Annotated in this window: 24 protein-coding genes; 14 read left to right on the top strand and 10 right to left on the bottom strand. The window is 54.4% G+C overall.

What is annotated here, in order from left to right; genetic code table 11:
* Positions 1-92: 92 nt before the first annotated feature.
* The 4 genes from ACQG1K_RS12015 to ACQG1K_RS12000 all read right to left on the bottom strand — a co-directional run bounded on the left by ACQG1K_RS12015 (position 93) and on the right by ACQG1K_RS12000 (position 4,728).
* The gene (locus ACQG1K_RS12015) at positions 93-2,027 is read right to left on the bottom strand and encodes an exoribonuclease II (protein ID WP_108367632.1); all 1,935 of its coding nucleotides are present in this window, start codon (positions 2,025-2,027) and stop codon (positions 93-95) included.
* A gap of 88 nt (positions 2,028-2,115) precedes the next feature.
* Positions 2,116-3,102, bottom strand: coding sequence for an oxidoreductase (locus tag ACQG1K_RS12010; RefSeq protein WP_023300250.1), 987 nt, complete (start codon positions 3,100-3,102; stop codon positions 2,116-2,118).
* A gap of 154 nt (positions 3,103-3,256) precedes the next feature.
* The gene (gene fabI, locus ACQG1K_RS12005) at positions 3,257-4,045 is read right to left on the bottom strand and encodes an enoyl-ACP reductase FabI (protein WP_003856831.1); all 789 of its coding nucleotides are present in this window, start codon (positions 4,043-4,045) and stop codon (positions 3,257-3,259) included.
* Between the two features lie 281 nt (positions 4,046-4,326).
* Positions 4,327-4,728: a RidA family protein gene (locus ACQG1K_RS12000; RefSeq protein ID WP_063152571.1), complete on the bottom strand. Its 402-nt coding sequence runs from the start codon at positions 4,726-4,728 to the stop codon at positions 4,327-4,329.
* Positions 4,729-4,862: 134 nt separating this feature from the next.
* Between ACQG1K_RS12000 and ACQG1K_RS11995 the strand changes: the two genes are divergently transcribed.
* Positions 4,863-5,453, top strand: coding sequence for a TetR/AcrR family transcriptional regulator (locus ACQG1K_RS11995; protein ID WP_022648309.1), 591 nt, complete (start codon positions 4,863-4,865; stop codon positions 5,451-5,453).
* On the opposite strand, the gene sapF is transcribed toward ACQG1K_RS11995, so the two are convergent.
* The 6 genes from sapF to pspF all read right to left on the bottom strand — a co-directional run bounded on the left by sapF (position 5,450) and on the right by pspF (position 11,810).
* Positions 5,450-6,256 carry a putrescine export ABC transporter ATP-binding protein SapF gene (sapF, locus tag ACQG1K_RS11990; protein ID WP_003856838.1) on the bottom strand — a complete coding sequence of 269 codons (807 nt, stop codon included), beginning with the start codon at positions 6,254-6,256 and terminating at the stop codon, positions 5,450-5,452. The two genes, ACQG1K_RS11995 and sapF, sit on opposite strands and share 4 nt — an antisense overlap.
* 1 nt (position 6,257) lies before the next feature.
* Complete coding sequence (sapD, locus tag ACQG1K_RS11985; protein ID WP_003856840.1) at positions 6,258-7,250, bottom strand: putrescine export ABC transporter ATP-binding protein SapD; 993 nt, start codon at positions 7,248-7,250, stop codon at positions 6,258-6,260.
* Complete coding sequence (sapC, locus tag ACQG1K_RS11980) at positions 7,250-8,140, bottom strand: putrescine export ABC transporter permease SapC (protein WP_006810824.1); 891 nt, start codon at positions 8,138-8,140, stop codon at positions 7,250-7,252. Before sapC ends, sapD begins: the two co-directional genes overlap by 1 nt.
* The gene (sapB, locus tag ACQG1K_RS11975; protein WP_022648308.1) at positions 8,127-9,092 is read right to left on the bottom strand and encodes a putrescine export ABC transporter permease SapB; all 966 of its coding nucleotides are present in this window, start codon (positions 9,090-9,092) and stop codon (positions 8,127-8,129) included. The genes sapC and sapB overlap by 14 nt, the downstream gene beginning before the upstream one ends.
* Entirely contained in the window at positions 9,089-10,729 is a 1,641-nt protein-coding gene (gene sapA, locus ACQG1K_RS11970; protein ID WP_126502865.1) for an ABC transporter substrate-binding protein SapA, read from the bottom strand. Before sapA ends, sapB begins: the two co-directional genes overlap by 4 nt.
* Before the next feature lie 88 nt (positions 10,730-10,817).
* A complete protein-coding gene (gene pspF / locus ACQG1K_RS11965; RefSeq protein WP_162882544.1) occupies positions 10,818-11,810 on the bottom strand; it encodes a phage shock protein operon transcriptional activator in 993 nt (330 codons plus the stop codon).
* A gap of 151 nt (positions 11,811-11,961) precedes the next feature.
* On the opposite strand from pspF, the gene pspA reads away from it, so the two are divergent.
* From pspA to pgmB, 13 genes are all read left to right on the top strand, one after another.
* Positions 11,962-12,630 (top strand): phage shock protein PspA, encoded by a 669-nt coding sequence (gene pspA / locus ACQG1K_RS11960; protein WP_022651342.1) that lies wholly within the window; start codon positions 11,962-11,964, stop codon positions 12,628-12,630.
* A 49-nt stretch (positions 12,631-12,679) separates the two neighbouring features.
* Complete coding sequence (gene pspB / locus ACQG1K_RS11955; RefSeq protein ID WP_022648304.1) at positions 12,680-12,904, top strand: envelope stress response membrane protein PspB; 225 nt, start codon at positions 12,680-12,682, stop codon at positions 12,902-12,904.
* A complete protein-coding gene (gene pspC / locus ACQG1K_RS11950; RefSeq protein ID WP_006810819.1) occupies positions 12,904-13,263 on the top strand; it encodes an envelope stress response membrane protein PspC in 360 nt (119 codons plus the stop codon). The genes pspB and pspC overlap by 1 nt, the downstream gene beginning before the upstream one ends.
* Positions 13,264-13,275: 12 nt before the next feature.
* Positions 13,276-13,500 (top strand): phage shock protein PspD, encoded by a 225-nt coding sequence (gene pspD, locus ACQG1K_RS11945; RefSeq protein ID WP_006810818.1) that lies wholly within the window; start codon positions 13,276-13,278, stop codon positions 13,498-13,500.
* A gap of 184 nt (positions 13,501-13,684) precedes the next feature.
* Positions 13,685-15,382, top strand: a complete 1,698-nt coding sequence (locus tag ACQG1K_RS11940) for a sugar phosphorylase (protein ID WP_045308902.1) — start codon at positions 13,685-13,687, stop codon at positions 15,380-15,382.
* A 13-nt stretch (positions 15,383-15,395) separates the two neighbouring features.
* Positions 15,396-16,688 carry an ABC transporter substrate-binding protein gene (locus ACQG1K_RS11935; protein WP_367074420.1) on the top strand — a complete coding sequence of 431 codons (1,293 nt, stop codon included), beginning with the start codon at positions 15,396-15,398 and terminating at the stop codon, positions 16,686-16,688.
* 21 nt (positions 16,689-16,709) lie between these two features.
* Complete coding sequence (locus tag ACQG1K_RS11930) at positions 16,710-17,591, top strand: carbohydrate ABC transporter permease (RefSeq protein WP_022648300.1); 882 nt, start codon at positions 16,710-16,712, stop codon at positions 17,589-17,591.
* On the top strand, positions 17,578-18,420 hold the full coding sequence (locus tag ACQG1K_RS11925) for a carbohydrate ABC transporter permease (RefSeq protein WP_003856865.1): 843 nt from the start codon (positions 17,578-17,580) through the stop codon (positions 18,418-18,420). Before ACQG1K_RS11930 ends, ACQG1K_RS11925 begins: the two co-directional genes overlap by 14 nt.
* A 28-nt stretch (positions 18,421-18,448) precedes the next feature.
* Entirely contained in the window at positions 18,449-19,501 is a 1,053-nt protein-coding gene (locus tag ACQG1K_RS11920) for a zinc-dependent alcohol dehydrogenase (protein ID WP_015570403.1), read from the top strand.
* A gap of 17 nt (positions 19,502-19,518) precedes the next feature.
* Complete coding sequence (locus tag ACQG1K_RS11915) at positions 19,519-20,307, top strand: sugar phosphate isomerase/epimerase family protein (protein ID WP_023300245.1); 789 nt, start codon at positions 19,519-19,521, stop codon at positions 20,305-20,307.
* Positions 20,308-20,318: 11 nt separating this feature from the next.
* Entirely contained in the window at positions 20,319-21,377 is a 1,059-nt protein-coding gene (locus tag ACQG1K_RS11910; RefSeq protein ID WP_058677198.1) for a Gfo/Idh/MocA family protein, read from the top strand.
* The gene (locus tag ACQG1K_RS11905) at positions 21,371-23,650 is read left to right on the top strand and encodes a glycoside hydrolase family 65 protein (protein WP_367074422.1); all 2,280 of its coding nucleotides are present in this window, start codon (positions 21,371-21,373) and stop codon (positions 23,648-23,650) included. The genes ACQG1K_RS11910 and ACQG1K_RS11905 overlap by 7 nt, the downstream gene beginning before the upstream one ends.
* A complete protein-coding gene (gene pgmB, locus ACQG1K_RS11900; RefSeq protein ID WP_022648295.1) occupies positions 23,640-24,305 on the top strand; it encodes a beta-phosphoglucomutase in 666 nt (221 codons plus the stop codon). Before ACQG1K_RS11905 ends, pgmB begins: the two co-directional genes overlap by 11 nt.
* Positions 24,306-24,314 lie beyond the last annotated feature (9 nt).

The raw sequence follows: 24,314 nt of genomic DNA, 5'->3' as shown, positions 1-24,314 counted from the left end.
AGTGTGAGAAAAAACGATGATTTTGCGAGAGATAATACTGGGGAGAACTCCCGGCCATCCCTGAACGGAACGGCCGGGAGTCTACGCGGTTATCAGGCGACAGGGCGCGCGATAATGCTGCGGGTTTCCATGCGGACTTCAGCGATGTTTACATCAATCACGTCAGTGACTTTGTAAACCGTTTCGCCTTTAATTTGCACGGTCCCGTTTTCCTGGCTACAAACCAGTTCGTCGCGAACGGCATGCAGGAACGGGGCAGGAATAAAGGCAACGGCGCCATTATCCACCAGACGCACGCGCATACCGCCGCGGCTGATGTCAATGATTTCAGCCGGGAAACGGGTGTCAGTCCCTGCCTTATCATTCAGGAAACGCGCGTACAACCAGTCGCCTACATCACGCTCCGCCATACGGTTCAGACGGCGACGCTCTGCCATCTGCAACGTAGTCTCATCCTGTGGCCGGGCAACAGATTCCCCTTTGATGATCGCTTTCAGCAGACGATGGTTAACCATGTCGCCGTACTTACGGATCGGGGAGGTCCAGGTGGCGTAAGCCTCAAGACCGAGACCGAAGTGCGGGCCTGGCTCCGTGCTGATTTCCGCAAAGGACTGGAAGCGGCGAATGCGGCTGTCAAGGAAACCTGACGGCTGTGCGTCCAGCTCGCGGCGCAGCTTGCAGAAGCCTGGCAGGGTCAGCACCTCTTCCGGATCGACGTGGACGTCATGGGTTTTGAGCAGGGCGGCCAGCGCTTCGGTGTTAGCCGGGTCAAAGCCGGTGTGCACGTTGTAAATGCCAAAGCCTAACTTGTCGCGCAGCACGCGTGCGGCGCAAATGTTGGCGGAGATCATCGCTTCTTCAACGATACGGTTGGCAATACGGCGTGGCTCGGCGACGATGTTGAGCACTTCGCCTTTTTCCCCCAGCACAAAGCGGTAGTCCGGGCGGTCCTTAAATACCAGGGCGTGGGTCTGGCGCCACTCACTGCGGCTCTGGCAGACGCGATGCAGCAGACGAATTTGCGCAGCGATATTATCGGATTCAGGCTTCCAGCTGCCGGTATTTTCCAGCCAGTCGGACACGTTGTCATAAGCCAGTTTAGCTTTGGATTCGATGGTGGCGGCGAAGAATTCGATATCTTCTTCAATGGTACCGTCAGCCGCGATGGTCATGCGGCAGGCCAGTACCGGACGCACTTCATGGGGACGCAGGGAGCAGAGATCGTCGGAAAGCTCGCGCGGCAGCATCGGGATGTTGAAGCCCGGCAGGTAGTTGGTGAACGAACGCACTTTGGCCATTTCGTCCAGCTTGCTGCCTTCGACAATCCATGCGGTAGGGTCGGCGATGGCAACGGTCAGATGCATTTTGCCATCCGCTGCCTCTTCGGCATACAGCGCATCGTCCATATCCTCGGTGCTGGCGCTGTCGATGGTGACAAAGTCCAGCGCTGTCAGATCGCGACGCTCAAGACCTTCGTCCTGCATTTTGGTCGCTACGCCATCCGGCGCTTCTTTTTCGAGGTTGTGGCGCGCCAGCGTCACCCACCATGGGACGAAATGGTCGTCGCCAAAGGTGATGAACTGGGTCAGCTCGGCGTAGAAACCGCGATCGCCTTTTAAAGGATGACGGCGCATTTCGGCAACCGCCCAGTCACCCTCGATAAAGTCATGCTCAACGCCACGCGCAGCGCGGCAAGGGATGGCATCTTTCAGGAGAGGATGATCCGGTACGATAGAAAGACGATCGTCTTTTTTATGCACTTTCCCGACAAAGCGGGTCAGGAAAGGTTCGATCAGTGCTTCCGGCTCGGCAGACTCTCGTTCCTTTTCGGTATGAATAACGGCCGAAATGCGGTCGCCATGCATCACTTTCTTCATCTGAGGAGGCGGAATGAAGTAGCTCTTCTGTCCGTCAACTTCAAGAAAGCCAAAGCCCTTTTCCGTGGCTTTTACGACCCCTTCTGCACGCGGCGTCTGGGAATGCAGTTGCTGTTTAAGCTGCGCTAGCAGCGGGTTGTCCTGAAACATAATGTTCTATTTTCGTAGCCATTGAGCGGCTGACAGTTTTACGCGATTCTCACTGCTACAGCAAGCGCTCTTTAGGTAAAGCGTGTGGTTATTCCTCTTTGCCAAGCGCCACGCGAAGACGGTCCAGCCAGCCATTAAAAGCGCCGTGGGTTAACAGGTTAATTGCCTTGCCCGGCGGGATACCGGCCTCCGTGAGAGGCGTTAACTGGGCGGCGCTAAAACGATCGGGAGACGTAAGCAGCAGCGTATGGGCGGCTGAGAGCGATGCAGATGGTTGGGCTTCGCTTTGTGGGTGGTTAACCAGTATCTCGCCCGTCAGATTCAGCAGCATCGGCTCATGGCAGAGAACCGGCGTGAGCGCTGAAAGCGCAGGTTCGGCCTGCCAGCGTGAGAGCGCCTCAAGTTGAACCGCACTGGCATATTTTAGTTCGACTACGGGCTGGGTGGCTGTCCATCGGGTAAAGCTCAGCGGTAGTGTATGGGGCTGAATGTGGTGTCCCGGTAGCCAGCGTACCGGATGGCCAAGCAGCGCCTGAAACACTGCAACCGCCCGCGCCTGAAAACCAGTAAAGCCGATGATCTGGTTGATAAGCACAATGTCATACGTTGTCAGTCCCACCTCATCAAGCTGGGTTTGCGCTTTATCGTCAATGACGTCCGGGGAGCTCGCCAGCTGGCGGGCATACTGAGTGATTTCTGCAAGGCGTCGATTGCTTTCCCGGGAAGAGTCGGGGCCCGGAAGGGGGGCGAGGAGCGCCGCGTAGTGGTTACAGAGCCGCTGGACGCCACACGCCTGGGAAACCGTCAACGCCGTGCTCAGTCTGTCGTAGGCGCTAAGCGTGTGCAGACGGTTTACGGGAGTATCGAGCGGGAATAAGAGGCGGCACAAGGTTCGGGCTGGCGTAAGCCACCCACAACAGCTTGCGGCAATGTCGTCAGGCAGGGCTAAATCGAGCAAAAAACGATCGTCGACGTTAGCGGCTTCAGGCACCAGCGGCAGAACGTCCGTCTGCGAATGATTCGACTGGGTTTCGTGATACCAGTGGCCTTTGCCGGAAAAACGGCGTTGTTCCATGGGCGTTCCTTGATCTCAAAATGGCGATCAATATCCTGGCGTAAGGCGGATGAGGGGAAAAATATTGTTAGGTGATAACAAATAGCAGAACGGAATATCGAAGTGCGGGGGAGGGGAGAAAACTCTCTTCCCAGGCGGGAAGAGAGTAACAGACTTATTTGATTTCCAGCTCGTTCATGGCAGCGATGTTGAAGCCGCCGTCCACGTGAACCACTTCGCCGGAGATACCTGCGGAAAGGTCAGAGCACAGGAATGCCGCAGAGTTACCCACATCTTCGATGGTAACGGTACGACGAATCGGGGTAACCGCTTCGCAATGTGCCAGCATTTTACGGAAATCTTTGATCCCGGAAGCGGCCAGAGTACGGATTGGACCCGCAGAAATTGCGTTAACACGCACGCCTTCAGGACCCATTGCGTTCGCCATATAGCGCACGTTGGCTTCCAGAGATGCTTTCGCCAGACCCATAACGTTGTAGTTAGGGATAGCGCGTTCTGCGCCCAGGTAGGACAGGGTCAGCAGGGCTGCGCCCGGGTTCAGCATCGCGCGGCAGGATTTTGCCATCGCAACGAAGCTGTAGGAGCTGATGTCATGGGCGATTTTGAAGCCATCACGGGTAACCGCGTTCACGTAGTCGCCGTCCAGCTGATCGCCCGGAGCGAAGCCGATGGAGTGAACGAAACCGTCGAATTTCGGCCATGCTTTAGCCAGTTCAGCAAACATGCCATCAATGCTTTCGTCTTGTGCAACGTCACATTCCAGAACAATGCTGGAACCCAGCTGCGCGGCAAATTCTTCAACACGGCCTTTCAGCTTGTCGTTCTGGTAGGTGAACGCCAGCTCAGCGCCTTCGCGATGCATAGCCTGTGCGATGCCGTATGCGATGGACAGTTTGCTGGCAACGCCAGTTACCAGAATGCGCTTACCGGAAAGAAAACCCATAGCTTTAATCCTTATATTCATTGCTTATTTTGCCTTGTAATTCATAGCGTTACAGGCAGTATTTCAAAATCATTCGAAATTAGCTCGAAATTATAGCCCACTCACAGCCCCTTGTGTCACGATATTTCTCGCTCACGTGCCGTGACTGCGCGCACGAAAGACGTTGAACTGACTCTTTATCAGGCTATTTCGTGTGTATTCCAGCAGTATATCACCGGGGGCTGGGTTCGCCTCATCCAACCAGAGGTTGGCCAGAAGCTTCACGCTAAGACGGCCGGATATTAATTCGCTGGCGAGGGGATTCGGGCAATAACCTTAATTTCAAAATCAAATCCGGCCAGCCAGTTAACGCCGATAGCCGTCCAGTTTGGGTAAGGTGGCTGCGGAAACGCCAGTTTTTTCACCTCCATGATGACAGGGAACTGGTTTTCTGGATCGGTATGAAACGTCGTGACATCAATCAGATCGTCAAAAGTGCATCCTGCGGCGGCCAAAGTCGCGTGTAAATTATCGAATGCCAACTGCACCTGAGCGGCGAAATCAGGTTCAGGCGTGCCATCGCTGCGGCTGCCGACCTGACCGGAAACAAATAACAGATCGCCAGAGCGAATAGCAGCCGAATAGCCATGCTCCTCATAAAGGGCATGTCGATTGGCAGGGAAGACAGGATTACGTGGATGCATGGCATTTCCTTTTCTGTCAGAGGCGTTGTTGTGGTTACTTAAGAGAAGTAACATACGCAATGTATGTGAAAAAAAATGTAATTCACATACGCCTCGTATGTCAAATTAAAAATATCGCTTTTATAGGAAGTTCTATGGCTACAAAACGTCGTGCTGAAACAGCTCAGGAAAATCGCGAAAAATTGATTCATGCGGCGCGAAAGGCGTTTGCTGAGAAAGGCTTTGCTGCAGCGTCGATGGATGAACTGACGGCAAGCGTGGGGTTAACGCGCGGTGCGCTGTATCATAATTTCAGAGATAAGAAAGGGTTACTGGCGGCGGTGGTCGCGCAGATAGACAGCGAAATGGCGGGCAACGCGAAAGCCGTTGCCGCGGCCACAGACGATGATTGGGAGAGACTGCTGGCGGAAGGCATCGCCTACATCAACATGGCGCTCGTTCCGGAAGTTCAGCGTATCGTGCTTCTTGACGGTCCGGCCGTTCTGGGCGATCCGGCGCAATGGCCCAGCCAGAACAGCTGTCTTGAGTCGACCCGCCAGACCATCGAAAAATTAATCGAACGCAACGTGCTTAAAAAAATGGATGCGAAAGTCGCAGCCCATCTGTTGAACGGCGTTGCGCTGAATGCTGCCTTGATGATTGCCGCGAGTGACGAGCCGCAGAAGACGCTGCCGCATGCCATCGAGGTGTTTACTCTGCTGGCAAGCGGGTTACGCAACGGCTAACGATCTTTCCGCCACGCATCGGCCGTCAATGCTTCACCAAAGTGTCCGGCAATCAGGCGTTTTGTCAGGTCGTGGAGCGGGGAGGCCAGCACATCAGCGGTACTGCCGCGCTCAACGACTTCACCCTGGTGCATCACCAGCACCTGATCGCTGATGTGCTTCATCATGCCCAGGTGCTGAGTCACGTAGATATACGATATCCCCTGCTTTTCCTGTAGCTCCAGCATCAGGTTGATGAGTTGCGAACGCATCGACATGTCCAGCGACGCCAGCGCTTCGTCGGCGATAATGACCTTCGGGCGCAGGATCAGCGCGCGGGCCAGTCCGAGACGCTGTTTTTGGCCAGGGGCCAGCATGTGGGGGTAATAGCTGACATGGTCGGGCAGGAGACCTACCAGACGCAGGGTTTCGACAATCCGTTTGCGACGCGCTTCCGGCTCCAGGTCGGTATTCAACCGCAGCGGGAAATCCAGGATCTGCGAAATACGCTGGCGCGGGTTGAGGGACGTTGACGGATCCTGAAAAATCATCCGAATGCGCTGGCTGCGGAAAGAGTAATCACCAAATTCCAGAGGATGATCGTCAATCAGTATTTCACCGCCGCTTGGCTCAACCATACCCGCGAGCATTTTTGCCAGGGTCGATTTGCCCGAGCCGTTTTCACCGATAATCGCCAGCGTCTGCTTTTCGCGCAGCGTAAAGCTCAGCGGTTTAACCGCCTCGACGGTCTGACGGTGAAACAGGCCGGTGCGATAGCGAAAGGTCTTACTCAGGTTACGCACTTCCAGTAAGGTTTCGACCATTTCACTCTCTCTCCATGTTCAGCGGGAAATGACAGGCAAACAGATGATTTTTCGGCCCTGTCAGGCGCGGTGTTTCAATGCATTTACGCTGAGCATACGGGCAACGCGGACCCAGACGGCAGCCAATGGGCAGCGATTCCAGCAGCGGTATCGCGCCAGGCAGAGTATTCAGACGGCTCTTGTGTGGCATTGCGCTGCCAAAATCAGGGATCGCCCTGATCAGCGCCTGCGTGTAGGGATGATGCGGCGTCGTCACCAGGTCTTCACTTGGCGCGGTTTCTACCGTTTGTCCGCAATACATCACGTCAATTTTATCCGCCCACTTGCTCAACATTTGCAGGTCATGGCTGATCAGCAAAATGGTGGTGTTGTTATTCTGGTTCAGACGCGTGAGCAGGCGGAAAATCTGCGCCTGAGTCGTTGGCTCCATCGCGTTCGTCGGTTCGTCCGCAATCAGCAGACGCGGCTGATTGGCCAGGGCGATAGCAATCATCACTTTCTGGCATTCACCGTCGGTCAGTTCGTAGGGGAAACTGCGCATCGCGTCTTTATGGTCTTTGATCCCCACACGGTGCAATAGCTCAATGGCACGGCGTTTACGCCAGCCGAAACGCTGCCACCAGCGGCCTTTATAGGTCCAGCCGGGGATATTCTGCATCAGCTGTTTCCCGACGCGCTCGGACGGATCGAGACAGGATTGCGGCTCCTGAAAAATCATCGAGACGTTATGGCCCACCAGTTTACGGCGTTCGCGCGGGGAGAGACGCAACAGATCGATGTCGTCGAAACGCATACGGTCGGCGGTCACCCGCCAGTTGTCCTTTGCCACGCCGCAAATGGCTTTGGCGATTAGACTCTTACCGGAACCCGATTCGCCCACCAGCCCGCGTATTTCGCCCTCTGCGAGCGTAATACTGATGCGATCCACCGCTTTAACCCAGCCTTCGCCCGTTTTAATTTCGATCGTGAGGTTGCGGATATCAAGTAACGGCATTATTGCACCCCCGCATTGATGGCGCGGCGGATCCCGTCGCCAAGCAGGTTAACGAGCAGAACGCTCACCATGATGGCCGCGCCCGGCAGCATGACCGTCCACGGCGCAACGTAAATCAGCTCCAGCGCATCGCCGAGCATTGCGCCCCATTCCGGGGAGGGGAGCTGCGCGCCCAGGTCCAGGAAGCCCAGCGCTGCGATATCCAGAATCGCCATCGACAGGGCGCGGGTGATCTCCGTCACCAGCCCGGCGGCAATGTTAGGCAGCACGGCAAACCACAAAATATTAAACGTGGTGGCACCGTCCAGACGGGCGGCGACGACATACTCTTTCTCCAGTTCGTCGTGAACCAGGCTGTAAACCGATCGCACCATGCGGGGCAGAATGGCCAGCCAGACGGCGAACATCGCATGTGTGAGGTGCGGCCCCGCGAAGGCCACGACGATAATCGCCAGCAACAGCGAAGGAATCGAGAGCAAGGTATCAAGAATATGATTAAGCACGGCAGACCGCAGCCCATGGGTAGAGCCGGCAAAAATGCCCAGTGCAAGGCCGCATATCGCGGCGGCCAGGGTGACCACGAACGCGCCGCCTACCGTAGGTGCGGCGCCGCTCAGTAAACGACTTAGCACGTCGCGTCCGAGATCATCAGTCCCCAGGAAGAACGAAACCTCCCCGTAACGCGACCACGATGGCGGTAAAAGCTGATAACCAAGGAACTGCTGATCGATGCCATACGGGGCAAACCACGAACCAAAAACACACAGCAACACGAGGCCAATGCAGCCGTAAAAGCCGATCATCGCCGTGGTGTCGCCGTAGAAATTACGCCACACGGTGCGTAGCGCACCAGGCGTGCGCTTTTCGCTGTAGACGTTATCGTAAGGCATACCATTCCTTATGCTTCAACGGGTTGGCCATGGCACCCAAAATATCGGAAACAACGTTAACAATAATAACCAGCGAGCCAATCACCATCACTCCGGCGGAGATCGCAGCGTAATCCTGTTGGCGAATGGCGTTGATCATCCAGCGTCCAAGGCCCGGCCAGCTGAAAACCATCTCGGTGATCATCGCCAGCGTCAGCATGGTTGAGAATTGCAGCCCAAGCCGTGGGATTACCGGCGGCAACGCATTGTGCAGCACATGGCGACGTAGAATCGTCAGGCGAGACAGTCCGCGTGTGGCGGCGGCTTTCACATAGTTTTGATCGAAGACTTCGATAGTGCTGATGCGCATCAGGCGGATCACTTCGGTCGTCGGTGCGACGGCCAGCGTGAGCACTGGCAGCACCATATGGCGCAGGGCGCTCACGATCATTTCGTCGCGCCAGACTGAATCGGAAAGCCAGGCGTCAACGATGGCGAAGCCGCTCACCGTTTGCACGTTATATAGCAGGTCGAAACGGCCAGACACCGGAAGCCAGCCTAACGTCAGTGAGAAGAAAAGGGTAAGCAGCAGCGCCAGCCAGAAAACAGGGATGGAAAAGCCAATTAAGGCAAGCGCGCTGATGAATTTATCCTGCCATTTATTGCGATAAATTCCCGCCAGCATCCCCACCGGGATCCCCACCATGAGTGCAAAGCCAAAGGCGAGTATACACAGCTCCATGGTGGCCGGGAAAACCATCTTCAGCTGCTCAGAGATGAGCTGTCCGTTGATGCTGGACACGCCAAAATCCCAGTGCAACAGGCCGTTAAACCAGAACAGCCAGGCGTCCCAGAGGGATGAGCCCTGAAGCGGGGCGTGCGGCGTAAAGTAGCTAAGGCTAAAGCCGACAAAGGTCAGGAAGAACAGGGTGACCAGCAGTAACAGCAGCCGCCGCAAGGTAAATATAATCATGGTTTTTTCACCTCTTGTTCTTTCTCACGAGTCACGCCCGCGAAGGAGGCGTTACCAAACGGGCTGAGTACCAGCCCTTTTATATCGTAACGGTAGGCCTGAAGGCGCAGGGAAGAGGCAAGCGGCAACACGGGAAGCTCTCTGGCCAGAATATTTTGCGCTTCATCGTAGGCCTCAATGCGTGAAGCAAGCTGTTGAGATGAGAGGGCTTTTTGCAGCACAGCATCAAATTCCCGGTTACACCAGTGCGCGTAGTTGGTCTGGGAGTTGATCGCCGCACAGCTCAGCAGCGGACGGAAGAAGCTGTCCGGGTCGTTACTGTCGGTAGACCAGCCAGCCAGCGTTAAGTCGTGATTCATGTCCATCAGACGCGCCTCCTGGAAACGGCCTTCGACAGGAACGATGATCACCTTCACGCCCACCTGGGCCATATCTGCCTGCAACAGTTCGGCGGTTTTCAGCGGGCTAGGGTTCCACGCCTGAGAGCTGGTGGGTACCCACAGCTGAAGCGTCAGGTTTTCTGCCCCCAGTGCTTTAAGCTGTTCGCGCGCTTTCGCCGGATTATATTCCGTGATCTTCGCCTCGCCGTCATAGGCCCAGGAGGCGCGGGGCAGAATAGAGGCGGCGGTTTCCGCGGTGCCGTAATAAATCGACTGCATCAGACGCTGATTGTTGATCGCTAACGCCAGCGCATGGCGCACGGCCGGATTATTCAGCGGTGGCTTATCGGTGTTAAACGCCAGATAGGCGATGTTCATTCCCGGGCGTAGGGTCAGGCGCAGGCGGGGGTCGTCGCGCAAAATAGTCAACTGGCTGGCCGCAGGCCACGCAAGAACGTCGCACTCACCGGTCAGCAGTTTGGAGAGGCGACCTGTTCCACCTGAACCCAGATCGACAATAACCTGCGGCATCAGCGGTTTGCCGCGCCAGAAATGATCGTGTCGTTGCAGGCGAATGTATTGTCCGGCGCGGTACTCAGCTAACTGGAAGGGTCCTGTGCCCACAGGCTCACGATCGAGACGTTCCTGACGATCCTTTATCGTCAGCTGATCCGCGTATTCGGCTGACATGACGGACGCGTAGTGCGTCGCCAGGTGCCAGAGGAATGAGGCGTCCGGGCGCGTCAGGCGAAACTCAACCGTGCGGTTATCCAGCTTACGAACGCTTTTGACCGTGTCCGCGAATTGCAGACTGTCGAAGTAGGGGAAGTTTCCGCCGTTGACGTTATGCCACGGATGGTTGCGGTTAAAGATGCGCTGGAAGGTGAAAACCACGTCATCCGCGTTGAGCTTTCGGGTTGGGGTAAACCACGGGGTGTGCTGAAAAGCCACATCATCGCGTAGACGGAAGCGGTACGTGGCGCCGTTATCAAGCACTTCCCAACTTTCAGCAAGCTCTGGAACCAGCCGATAGGTATAAGGATCGACGTCGAGCAGGCGATCGTAAATCTGTGCGGCCAGCGTATCAACAATCACGCCGCTCCCCGCCTTTTGCGGGTTAAAGGTATCAACTTGCCCGCTGACGCAATAGACGAAACCACTATCACGAATATCAGGAGGCGCAGTACGATCGGGCGCAGCAAAGGCCAGATTGCTGAACAGACCGAGTGCAAACAGGGATGATAAAACCAGGCGCATAGTTTTTAAGGTTTTTAGATTCGATCTGCAAAGTGTATCGCACTTACGCCTGCTTCGTAAAAATGTCTGGGGGTAAGTGCTGATAATGTCAGCGCATTTGATGTTTTTTGAGCAATGCCCTTAACTGATGGTAGGTCAGACCCAGCAGTTCAGCTGCCCGTTTCTGGTTATATTTCGCCTCTTTCAGGCTCCGTTCCAGCAGTTGCTGCTCCTGCTGATGCTGGAACTGGCGTAAATCGAGCGGCAACGCCGGATCATGCTGGCGCGCCGCCGGAGCAAGGGGCTGTTTAACCTCGCGCCGAAACGGATCGAGAATAATGTTGTCCAGTTCGGTCTCGCTGCTGCCATGACGGTAAACAGACCGTTCCACCACGTTTTTCAGTTCACGGATATTCCCCGGCCAGTGGTAACCGAGCAGGGTCTCGGTGGCCTGTTCGCTGAAGCCCGGAAAGAGCGGCAGGCCCAGTTCCCGGCACATCTGAATGGCAAATTGATCGGCCAGCAGCATGATATCGCTGCGTCGCTCACGCAGCGGCGGCAACTGGACGACATCGAAAGCCAGCCGGTCCAGCAGGTCGGCGCGGAATTTATCTTCTGCCACCATCGCGGGCAGATCGGCGTTAGTGGCGCACACCAGGCGAACGTTTACCTGAAGCGGCTGACTTCCGCCAACGCGTTCCAGTTCGCCATACTCAATGACGCGCAGCAGCTTTTCCTGCACCAGCATTGGCGCGGTCGCCAGCTCGTCGAGAAAGAGCGTTCCGCCGTCGGCACGTTCAAAACGACCGGGGTGCCGTTTTTGTGCGCCAGTAAACGCGCCGGCTTCATGACCGAAAAGCTCCGTGTCGAGCAGATTTTCATTCAGCGCCGCGCAGTTAAGCGAAATAAAAGGCCCGTCCCAGCGGCCAGACAGAAAGTGCAGACGGTTAGCGATAAGTTCTTTACCCGTTCCGCGCTCACCGATAATGAGCACCGGTTTATTCAGCGGCGCCAGGCGCGATACCTGCTCAAGCACTTCCAGGAAGCTGTTTGCCTCGCCAAGCAAATTGTCTTTATATTCAGCCATGATGAAATTAACCACTCCTTAGTGATATTCACCAGGTGAGAATAGCCGCTGGATGGATAAATATCAATCACACCCAGTAAAATCAATAAGATAAAAAGTTGGCATGGGATTTGTATTAACTACTCAGCAGGGCATCGCCCGATAACAGAACTATGAGGATTGAATTATGGGTATTTTTTCTCGTTTTGCCGACATCGTGAACGCCAACATCAACTCGCTGCTGGAGAAAGCAGAAGATCCGCAGAAGCTGGTGCGCCTGATGATTCAGGAGATGGAAGACACGCTGGTTGAAGTACGCTCCACCTCCGCCCGCGCGCTGGCAGAGAAGAAGCAGTTAACGCGTCGTATCGAGCAGGCGACTGCCCAGCTTAACGAGTGGCAGGAAAAAGCTGAACTGGCGCTGCGCAAAGATAAAGAAGATCTGGCCCGCGCTGCGCTGATTGAGAAGCAGAAGCTGACCGACATGGTGGCCACGCTGGAACATGAAGTGACGCTGGTGGATGATACTCTGACGCGTATGAAGAAAGAGATTGGTGAGCTTGAAAATAAACTCAGCGAAACCCGTGCACGTCAACAGGCGCTGGCGCTGCGCCACCAGGCTGCAAGTTCGTCCCGCGACGTGCGTCGCCAGCTGGACAGCGGCAAACTGGATGAAGCGATGGCGCGTTTCGAATCGTTCGAACGTCGTATCGACCACATGGAAGCGGAAGCCGAAAGCCACAGCATCGGTAAGCAGAAAACCCTGGATCAGCAGTTTGCTGACCTGAAAGCCGATGATGAAATTAGCGAGCAGCTGGCGGCGCTGAAAGCCAAAATGAAGCAAGACAACCAATAATAAATCCTGCGGCACCTGAGCGTGCCGCATCGCAAGACAAGGAGTACACATGAGCGCGCTTTTTCTGGCAATACCCCTGACAATTTTCGTGCTGTTTGTTCTGCCCATCTGGTTATGGCTGCACTACAGCAACCGCTCTTCTCGCGGGGAGCTGTCGCAAAGCGAGCAACAGCGGCTGGCGCAGCTCTCTTCTGAGGCAAACAAAATGCGCGAACGTATTCAGGCGCTGGAAGCCATCCTGGATGCGGAACACCCGAACTGGAGGGAGCGTTAATGGCTGGACTAAATCTGAATAAAAAACTGTGGCGCATCCCGCAGCAGGGCATGGTTCGGGGCGTTTGCGCCGGGCTGGCACACTATCTGGATGTCCCGGTAAAACTGGTACGTGTGGTCACCGTATTGTCGATTTTCTTTGGCCTGGCCTTTATTACACTGGTGGCTTACATCATTCTGTCGTTTGTACTTGATCCGATGCCGGAAGGTGAACTGGATGCGGAAAACACGCCAACCAGCAGCGATCTTCTTAACGCGGTGGATGAACAGCTGAGCGCAGGGGAGAAGCGATTGCGCGAGATGGAACGTTATGTCACCTCCGATACCTTTACGCTGAGAAGTCGTTTCCGTCAGCTTTAAGAGAGAACTTACATGAAACAAAACTGGCAACAGGCCGGTCAGAAGGTAAAACCCGGCCTGAAAATCGCAGGTAAACTGGTTCTGATGACGGCGTTACGTTATGGTCCGGCTGGTGTGGCGGGCTGGGCGATCAAGTCTGTTGCCCGTAAGCCGGTCAGAATGTTGCTGGCGGTCGCCCTGGAGCCGCTGTTACAAAAACTGGCAAAACGCGTTTCACGTCGCTACTTTTCACGCTAATCCCGCTCATATAAGCCCTTTCTCGCGCTGAGAGAGGGCATGAATTCCCCCTCTGCTTTTTCTCTTTCTTTGCGGCAGCTCACATTACTGCGTTGCGCTGCTTTGAGAATGCCTTTTTCAGCCCCCAGGTCCGTTGACAGATATTTTTCATGGGAGTAGATTGCCACTCCGTGGGACCGCTACCATGGAAAATAATGTGAACGCAAAAATTAAATACCTTATCAATCATATTTACGGTGAATCATTTTCAGATGCACACCTTGACGTGTTATTAACTAAGCTTCAACAGGCGGCGGTTAATATTACGGAGAAGCGTAAGTCAGGCTGGGATGAAAAAGATGTTGTTCTGATTACCTATGCCGATCAGATCTCCGCGAAAGGGGAGAAAGCATTGCCGGTATTTACCCGGTTCTATAATGAGTGGCTTTCTCGTACTTTTTCTCATGTCCATCTTTTACCTTTCTATCCGTGGTCATCAGATGATGGTTTTTCCGTTATTGATTATCATACCGTTGCACCTGAAACGGGAAACTGGCGCGATGTCGCGGAATTAAAACAGTCAGCCAGCTTAATGTTTGATTTCGTTTGCAATCATATGTCAGCGAAAAGCGAATGGTTTGCGAATTATCTTGCGCAGAAGCCTGGTTATGAAGATTTCTTTATTTCTGTCGATCCGGAAACCGATTTATCCGCGGTGACGCGCCCACGCGCTTTACCGCTGTTGACGCCGTTTACGCTTAATGATGGCAGCGTTCGTCATTTATGGACTACATTCAGCGATGACCAGATCGATCTCAATTTCGCCTCGCCGCAGGTGCTGATTGCAATGGTTGACGTTCTGCTCCATTACCTCATGGAAGGGGCGCGTTATATCCGTCTGGATGCGGTCGGGTTTATGTGGAAAATCCCGGGAACAACCTGCATCCATCTGGAACAAACCCATTGCCTTATTCAGCTGTTCCGCGCCATTACGGACGCCGTGGCACCTGGAACGGTGATCATTACTGAGACAAATGTTCCGCACAAAGACAACATCTCTTACTTCGGTGATGGTGAAAACGAAGCCCAGATGGTCTATCAGTTTTCCTTACCTCCGCTGGTGCTGCATGCCGTTCATCGTCAGGATGTGAAAGCACTTTGCCAATGGGCGGGGTCGCTGGCACTGCCTTCTTCACACACTACATGGTTTAATTTCCTGGCCTCGCATGATGGTATCGGTTTGAATCCGCTGCGCGGCATTCTTCCGGAATCAGAGATCCTCTCGTTGGTCGAAAATCTTCAGCAGGAAGGCGCGTTGGTCAACTGGAAAAATAATCCTGACGGAACGCGAAGCCCTTATGAAATTAATGTCACCTATCTTGATGCGTTAAGTTTACAAGACAGTTCAGATGAGGAACGTATTGCACGGTTCCTCCTCGCGCATGCTGTGTTGTTAAGTTTCCCAGGCGTCCCGGCTGTTTATATTCAGAGCATTCTTGGTTCGCGGAACGATTATGAAGGCGTCGAACGCCTCGGATATAACCGCGCGATTAACCGGAAAAAATACACGGCGGGGCAGCTTGATAGCGAACTGAATAATAAGAAGAGTATTCGTTATCAAATTTATTCTCGTTTGAGTGAGTTTATCGCTATTCGTCGCGGCGAGAGGGCGTTCCATCCGGATAGTCAGGCTGCTTTCGACGCAGTGGGTAAACAAATTCTTAAAATTATTCGTGTTGCTGAAAATGGCGAGCGAATTACAGCATTATTTAATTTTAGCAATAAAATGCAGACCGTTTATGAACAAACGCTTTCTGGTAAGGAATTATTATCAGGACAGGATATTAGCGGTACGGAGCTGATCCTCAATCCATGGCAGGTAATGTGGATTAAAGAAAACTAAAAAGGACCCTAAAATGAAAATGCCAAAAATTGTGCTGTTATCAGCACTGGTTTCGTGCGCCCTGTTATCAGGCTGTAAGGACGATAAAGCATCTCAGGTCACCATTGAGTTTATGCACTCGTCGGTAGAACAGGAGCGTCAGGCCGTTATCACCAAATTGATTGAAAAATTCGAAAAAGAGAACCCGACTATAACGGTGAAACAGGTACCCGTTGAGGAAGATGCCTATAACACCAAGGTTATTACTCTGGCCCGTACCGGTGCGCTACCGGAGGTGATAGAGATCAGTCATGACTACGCCAAAGTCATGGATAAAGAGCAGTTGCTGGATCGTGACGCCATCGGCCGCGCCGTCAAGGCGGTGGGCGAGGAGACATTTTACGACGGCATTTTACGCGTGGTTCGCACGGAAGATGGCAACGCATGGACGGGGGTGCCGGTTAGCGCCTGGCTGTCCGGCATCTGGTATCACAAAGATGCGCTCGGGGCAGCGGGTATTGAAGAGCCGCACAACTGGGAGCAACTGCTGAAAGCCAGTCAGGCGCTCAACGATCCGGCTAAAAAACATTACGGTATCGCGCTTCCAACCGCAGAAAGCGTTATGACTGAGCAGGCTTTCTCGCAATTTGCTTTGTCAGGAGGGGCCAACGTCTTTGATGCAAACGGCAGCGTGAAAATCGATACCCCTGAGATGTCGAAAGCGCTGGAGTTTTATAGGGCACTGGCCGCGAACACCATGCCGGGCTCGAACGATGTCATGGAGATCAAAGACGCCTTCATGAACGGTTCTGCGCCTATGGCCGTTTACTCTACCTATATCCTGCCCGCGGTCTTCAAAGATGGCAATCCGGCCAACCTGGGGTTCGTGGTCCCGACGGAAAAATCATCAGCCGTGTACGGCATGATCACTTCGTTGACGATCACTACCGGCCAGACCGAAGAGGAAACGCAGGCCGCCGAGCAATTTGTCACCTGGATGGAGCAGGCTCAGAACGCCTCTGATTGGGTCATGATGTCTCCGGGCGCCGCGCTACCGGTCAATAAACTCGTGGTGGGCACAGATTCCTGGAAAAACAACGACGTTATCAAGGCCTTTGGTCAACTGCCTTACGAGCTGATTGCGCAGTTCCCGAACGTCCAGGTGTTTGGTGCCGTGGGCGACAAGAACTTTACCCGCATGGGAGATGTTACCGGGTCCGGCATTATCAGTTCCATGGTGCATAACGTGACGGTGGGACAAAAAGATCTCAGTGCGACGTTAAGCAACAGCCAGAAGAAACTGACTGACCTGATATCACAACGATAGGAGCGCTTTGCGAAGGGAATTATGAAGACGTTGTTTTCTGGTCGTTCAGATATGCCTTTCGCCATGCTGCTGTTGGCCCCCAGCCTGATTTTGCTGGGGGGCCTGGTGGCCTGGCCAATGATTTCTAACATTGAAATCAGTTTTTTACGTTTACCGCTGAATCCGCGTATTGATGCGGTGTTCGTCGGTCTGGATAACTACATTCGCATCCTGGGCGATGCTGCGTTCTGGCACTCCCTGTGGATGACGTTCTGGTATACGGCGCTGGTGGTGATCGGCAGCACCGGACTGGGGCTGGCCGTAGCGATCTTCTTTAACCGTGAATTCCGCATGCGGAAAACGGCACGTTCACTGGTGATACTGTCCTATGTGACGCCGTCTATTTCATTGGTATTTGCCTGGAAATACATGTTCAACAACGGCTACGGAATTGTGAACTATCTTGGCGTTGATCTGCTGCATCTCTACGATCAGGCGCCGCTGTGGTTCGATAACCCTGGCAGCAGTTTTGTCCTGGTCGTGCTGTTCGCCATCTGGCGTTACTTCCCGTATGCCTTTATCTCGTTCCTCGCGATTCTACAGACCATTGATAAATCCTTGTACGAAGCGGCAGAGATGGACGGGGCGAATGCCTGGCAGCGTTTTCGTATCGTGACGTTGCCCGCCATCATGCCGGTGCTGGCCACGGTGGTCACGCTGCGCACCATCTGGATGTTCTACATGTTTGCGGATGTTTATCTGCTCACCACCAAGGTCGACATTCTGGGCGTATATCTCTACAAAACCGCCTTTGCGTTCAATGACCTGGGTAAAGCAGCCGCCATTTCCGTTGTGCTGTTTGTGATCATCTTCGCTGTCATTCTGCTGACCAGAAAAAGGGTAAACCTCAATGGCAACAAATAAACGCGTTCTAGGCCGTATCGGTTTTTATCTGGGACTGGCGGTATTCCTGATTATCACGCTGTTTCCGTTTTTTGTGATGCTGATGACATCGTTCAAAAGCGCGAAAGAGGCGATCTCACTGCACCCGACTATCCTGCCGCAGGAGTGGACGTTACAGCACTACATCGACATCTTTAACCCGCTGATTTTCCCGTTTGTGGATTATTTCCGTAACAGCATGGTGGTGTCGCTGACCTCCTCGGTCATTGCGGTGTTTCTCGGTACGCTGGGCGCTTATGCGTTATCTAAACTGCGCTTTAAAGGGCGCACGACGATCAATGCGAGCTTCTACACCGTCTATATGTTCTCCGGGATCCTGCTGGTAGTGCCGCTGTTCAAAATCATCACCGCGCTCGGCATTTATGACACCGAGCTGGCGCTGATCATCACCATGGTGACGCAGACGTTGCCGACTGCGGTCTTTATGCTGCGCAGCTATTTCGACACTATCCCGGATGAGATAGAAGAAGCCGCGATGATGGACGGCCTGAACCGCCTGCAAATCATCTTCCGCATCACCGTGCCGCTGGCGATCTCGGGTCTGGTGTCAGTCTTCGTTTACTGCTTCATGGTGGCGTGGAATGACTACCTGTTCGCCTCCATTTTCCTGTCCAGCGCCAGCAACTTCACGTTGCCGGTGGGGCTGAACACGCTCTTCAGTACGCCAGATTACATCTGGGGTCGCATGATGGCGGCATCGCTGGTGACGGCACTGCCCGTTGTCATTATGTATGCCCTGTCTGAACGTTTTATTAAAAGTGGTTTGACCGCCGGCGGCGTAAAGGGCTGAGGCGGCCGATTTTAACAAGGAGTGAGTCATGAAAAAATTAGTTGCGACAGCGCCTCGTGTAGCGGCGCTGGTGGAATACGAAGATCGTCCTGTTGCAGCACATGAAGTGAAGATTCGTGCCCGTTATGGCGCCCCGAAACACGGCACCGAAGTTGTGGATTTCCGCGCGGCAAGCCCGTTCATTGATGAAGAGTTTAACGCCGAGTGGCAGATGTTTACCCCACGTGAAGAGGGGGCAGCACGCGGCATCGAATTTGGTAAATTCCAGCTGGGAAACATGATCGTCGGCGACATCATCGAATGTGGTGCGGACGTAACGGAATACCAGATCGGCGACAGCGTTTGCTGCTACGGTCCATTGCAGGAAACGGTCATCGTCAACGCGGTGAACAACTATAAGCTGCGCAAAATGCCGCAGGGCGCATCCTGGAAAAACGCTGTTTGTTACGATCCGGCTCAGTTCGCCATGAGCGGCGTGCGTGATGCTAACGTCCGCGTAGGGGATTTCGTTGTAGTTGTCGGGCTGGGCGCTATTGGCCAGATTGCGATTCAGCTGGCGAAAAAAGCTGGCGCGTCAGTGGTTATTGGTGTCGATCCTATTGAACATCGCTGTGAGATCGCCCGCCGTCACGGTGCAGACCACTGCCTGAACCCAATCGGTACCGATGTCGGTCTTGAAATTAAGAAACTGACCGGCAAGCAGGGCGCGGATGTGATCATCGAAACCAGCGGCTTTGCAGATGCGCTGCAATCTGCGCTGCGCGGACTCGCCTACGGCGGCACGATCTCTTACGTGGCTTTCGCCAAACCTTTTGCGGCAGGCTTCAACCTGGGCCGCGAAGCACACTTCAACAACGCGAAGATTGTCTTCTCCCGCGCATGCAGTGAACCCAACCCGGATTATCCACGCTGGAGTCGCAAGCGTATAGAAGAGACCTGCTGGGAATTGCTGATGAACGGTTATCTCAATTGTGAAGATCTGATCGACCCGGTCGTCACCTTCACCACCAGCCCGGAAAGCTACATGAAGTATGTCGATCAGCACCCGGAACTCAGTATCAAAATGGGCGTTACTTTTTAAGCTAAGGACAGCAAATCATGAAAATCGCAACACAAAACCAGGCCTTTTTCCCGACCACTATCATGGAAAAATTCAAATACATCAAAGCGATGGGATTTGATGGCTACGAAATAGATGGCCGGCTGCTGGTTGAACATCTCGACGAAGTGAAAGCCGCTATCAAAGCCACCGGTCTGCCGGTTACGACGGCGTGTGGCGGATACGATGGCTGGATCGGGGATTTCATCGAAGAACGCCGCCTGAACGGTCTCCAGCAGATTGAACGCATTCTGGAAGCGCTGGCAGAAGTGGGCGGCAAAGGGATTATCGTCCCGGCTGCCTGGGGGATGTTTACCTTCCGTCTGCCGCCAATGACTTCGCCACGTAGCCTGGATGGCGATCGCAAAGCGGTCAGCGCTTCCCTGCGCTGGCTGGATGAGGTAGCAGCGCGCACCGGTACTACCGTCTACCTGGAGCCGCTGAACCGCTATCAGGATCATATGATCAACACCCTGGCCGACGCGCGTCGTTACATCGAAGAGAACGGCCTGAAGCACGTGCAGATCATCGGTGATTTCTACCACATGAACATTGAAGAAGACTCACTGACGGAAGCGCTACATCACAACCGCGATCTGCTGGGTCATGTGCATATTGCTGATAACCACCGCTATCAGCCGGGCAGCGGCAGCCTTGATTTCGCCAGCCTGTTCGGTCAGCTGCGTGCTGATAACTATCAGGGTTATGTGGTGTACGAGTGCCGGGTTCGTGCCGACGATCCGGCTCAAGCCTATCAGGACTCACTCAATTACCTGCGTGAATGCTAAGGATGACGAGCGTGATGAGTGCTTCTACACCTTTGCCTCTGCGCGTCGCCATCATTGGCGCCGGGCAGGTTGCAGACAAAGTGCATGCCTCGTATTACGCCACGCGCAGTGATGTTCAAATGGTGGCTGTCATGGACAGCCGCCTTGAGCAGGCACAGGCGTTCGCGGAACGTTATGCCATTCCAACGGCATGGCAGGACGCTCACGAGATGTTGCAGAAAGTAAAACCGGATGTGGTGAGCGTCTGTTCGCCTAACCGATTCCATTTTGAACATGTGATGGCGGCTCTCGAAGCGGGTTGCCATGTGATGTGTGAAAAGCCGCCGGCAATGACGCCGGAACAGGCCGACCAGATGCGCATCGCGGCGCGCAAGGCAGGAAAAGTCCTTGCGTATGATTTTCATCATCGCTTTGCCCTGGACACCCAGCTCCTGCGCGATGCGGTAATGAACGGCACACTCGGTGAAATTTACTTCACTTCCGCGCAGGCGCTGCGTCGCTGCGGTGTGCCGGGGTGGGGCGTTTTCACCAATAAATCGCTCCAGGGTGGCGGGCCGCTTATCGATATCGGCATTCATATGCTGGATGCTGCGATGTACGTGTTGGGCTTCCCGGCTGTGAAGCGGGTAACCGCGCACAGCTTCCAGAGACTGGGGAACCGGAAACACAACGGTCAGTTTGGCGAATGGGATCCTACGCAGTTTACCGTGGAAGATGCCCTGTTTGGCACGATTGAATTCTGCAACGGCGGCGTTCTGCGTCTGGACACCTCCTTTGCGCTTAACATCCGCGAGCAGTCCATCATGAACGTCTCTTTCTGCGGTGAAAAGGCAGGCGCAACGCTGTTCCCGGCGCATATCTATAACGACGAAGCCGGTGTTTTAGAAACCCTTTTCCATCGTGAAGAGGCGGACGATCAGCGCCATCTGCGCAGTATGGATGCCTTCGTGCGTCATGTGCTGGGAGAGCACGTTATGATCGCTGACGCAGAACAGGGTCTGGTTATTCAACAGCTTGTTGCCGCGCTTTATGAATCAGCAGAAACAGGGGAAAGCGTGACATTATGCTGAACGTGTCTGTATTAAACGATCCGGGCTTTTGTCCTCACAGCCTGAACAAATATGCCTCTGTCATGTCATGCGGGAATGGCTACATGGGCATTCGCGCTACGCATGAAGAAGATTACACCCAGCAGATCAGAGGCATGTATCTCGCGGGGCTTTATCATTGCGCGGGTCGCAACGAGACTACTGAGCTGGTCAATCTGCCGGATATCACCGGTATTGATGTTGAGCTTGATGGCGTCAATTTCACGCTTCTGTCAGGCGAAATTCTTGAATGGCAGCGCGAGCTGGCTTTTGCTAACGGCGAACTGCATCGCAACGTTGTCTGGCGTGCACCCGACGGGAAACGTTATCGGCTGGAGAGCCGTCGTTTTGTTTCGCTGGACCAGTTGCCCTTAGTGGCAATGCAGTTCTCGATCACACCGCTTGATGGCGACGCTCAGGCCGTGCTGAAAACCGGCATAGATGCGACACAAACGAACAGCGGCAGACAGCATCTGGATGAAATCTCGGTCAGGATCTTTGACCAGCACTACATGCAGGGCGTGTATGAAACGCAGGACCGTGCATCTGAGGTTGTGGTTTCGGCGTATTGCCAGCTCTCGACGAAAAGCGACAGCTGTTTCACCGCCAAAAACCGCCGTCTCAGCGTGCATCATTCGCTGACGATTGCTCGGGGTGACACTGTCACGCTTGAGAAGATCGTCTGGGTGGCTCATCGTAGCGAGAAAGCGCTGTCGCAGGAGTCATTCGCGCGCAACGCGCTGGCCGATCTTAAAGTCTGTGCGGCAAGAGGTTATGAGGCGTTGCTTGAAAGCTCAGCGTATGCCTGGAAAGATGTCTGGCGCGACGCACGTGTGGAAGTGACTTCCACAGAGCAACAGGATCAGCTGGCGCTGGATTACGCCGTCTGGCATCTGACGACAATGACGCCTGCTCATGATGAGCGAAGCAGTATTGCGGCGAAAGGGCTGACGGGTGAGGGGTACAAGGGGCACGTCTTCTGGGATACCGAAATTTTCCTGCTGCCGTTCCATCTGTTTACCCGCCCGCAGATTGCCCGCAGCCTGCTACGCTATCGTTGGCTTAATCTGGCAGGCGCACGGGAAAAAGCGCGCCGTAACGGTTGGCCGGGTGCATTGTTCCCGTGGGAAAGTGCGGCCAGCGGACAGGAAGAGACGCCAGAATTCGCGGCAATCAACATCCGCACCGGGGTTCGCCAGAAGGTGGCTTCCGCACTCGCTGAACATCACATCGTGGCTGATATCGCCTGGGCCGTGGTCGCTTACTGGCAGGCAACACACGACGATGCCTTTATGCGGAATGAGGGTCTGACGCTACTGATGGAAACCGCTTCGTTCTGGATGGGACGCGCGACGGAAATCAATGGTCGTCTTGAGATCCATGACGTGATCGGACCGGATGAATACACCGAGCATGTCAACAACAACGCCTACACCAACTATCTGGCCTGGCACAACGTTGCCTGCGCGCGTCAGTTTATGGCGATGTTTGGCCGTGAAGATGCGCGTTTTACGGAGAATGCCGGGAAGTTCCTGGCGCGCCTGTGGCTGCCAGAGGCCGACGCAGACGGTGTGATCCCGCAGGATGATACCTTCATGGCAAAACCTGCCATCGATCTGAGCCGCTATAAAGCCAAAGCGGGTAAGCAAACCATTCTGCTTGATTACTCTCGCGCGGAAGTGAACGAGATGCAGATCCTGAAGCAGGCCGATGTGGTGATGCTTAACTACCTGCTGCCGGAACGGTTTACGCCGCAGCAATGTGCCGCCAATCTTGCGTTCTATGAGCCACGCACGATTCATGATTCATCCCTGAGTAAAGCCATTCACGGCATTGTGCTCGCACGCTGCGGTGACACCGAGGGGGCGTATGCCTTCTGGCGTGACGGTATCGCCATCGACCTGGGGGACGACCCACACAGCAGTGATGACGGTATTCATGCCGCCGCCACCGGTGCGATCTGGTTGGGCGCTATTCAGGGGTTTGCTGGCCTGCACATTAGCGAAGGGGAGCTGCATCTTGCACCGAAACTGCCTGTTCACTGGCAGAAACTCGCCTTCCCGCTGCGGTGGCGGGACGCAACAATGCACATTACCTGTGAAAATGACCAATTAACCATTGAGACTACCGCACCTGTCACGTTGACGCTGTGGGGTAAAACGCTGCACGTATCAGGGCGAAAAGTCTGCGCGCATAAGGACTTTCTTGCACCTGTTAATGGGACCGCTACCACGGAGGGGCGCCATGACGCTTAACGCTGTTGTATTCGATCTGGACGGGGTGATCACCGATACCGCGCATCTTCACTTTCTGGCCTGGCGCGCCGTGGCGGAGGAGATTGGTATTACCTTCGATGAAGTATTTAACGAACAGCTGAAGGGAATAAGCCGTATGGACTCCCTCCAGCGCATTCTGAAACATGGCGGGAAAGAGGGGATGTTCAGTGACGAGCAGCGCCTGGCGCTGGCAACGAAAAAAAACGCGCTTTACGTCCAGTCGCTGGCATCACTGACGCAGGATTCGCTGCTCCCGGGTATTCGCGATGTGCTGGCGGATATTCGCGCCGCGAAGGTCAAAATTGGGCTGGCATCCGTATCGCTTAATGCCCCTGGGATTTTGCACGCGTTGGGTATTCATCAGGCTTTCGATTTTTGCGCCGATGCTTCGCGCATTTGCCGCTCAAAGCCGGACCCGGAGATCTTCCTTGCAGCCTGTAAAGGACTGAACGTGCGTCCTGAAGAGGCCATTGGTATCGAAGATGCCGCCGCAGGGGTAGATGCGATCAACGCCGCAGGAATGCTGTCGGTCGGAATTGGGCCTGGCCTGAACCATGCGGGATTACAACTTCATTCAACGCAGGAACTGACCTGGGAACGCCTGACGGCGTTCTGGGCATCCCGGGCGTATTGATAAGGAATT

Source organism: Enterobacter cloacae complex sp. 402C9, assembly GCF_050030745.1.
In the GTDB taxonomy this organism is placed as follows: domain Bacteria; phylum Pseudomonadota; class Gammaproteobacteria; order Enterobacterales; family Enterobacteriaceae; genus Enterobacter; species Enterobacter intestinihominis.
This window is presented reverse-complemented; position numbering and strand designations above follow the sequence as displayed.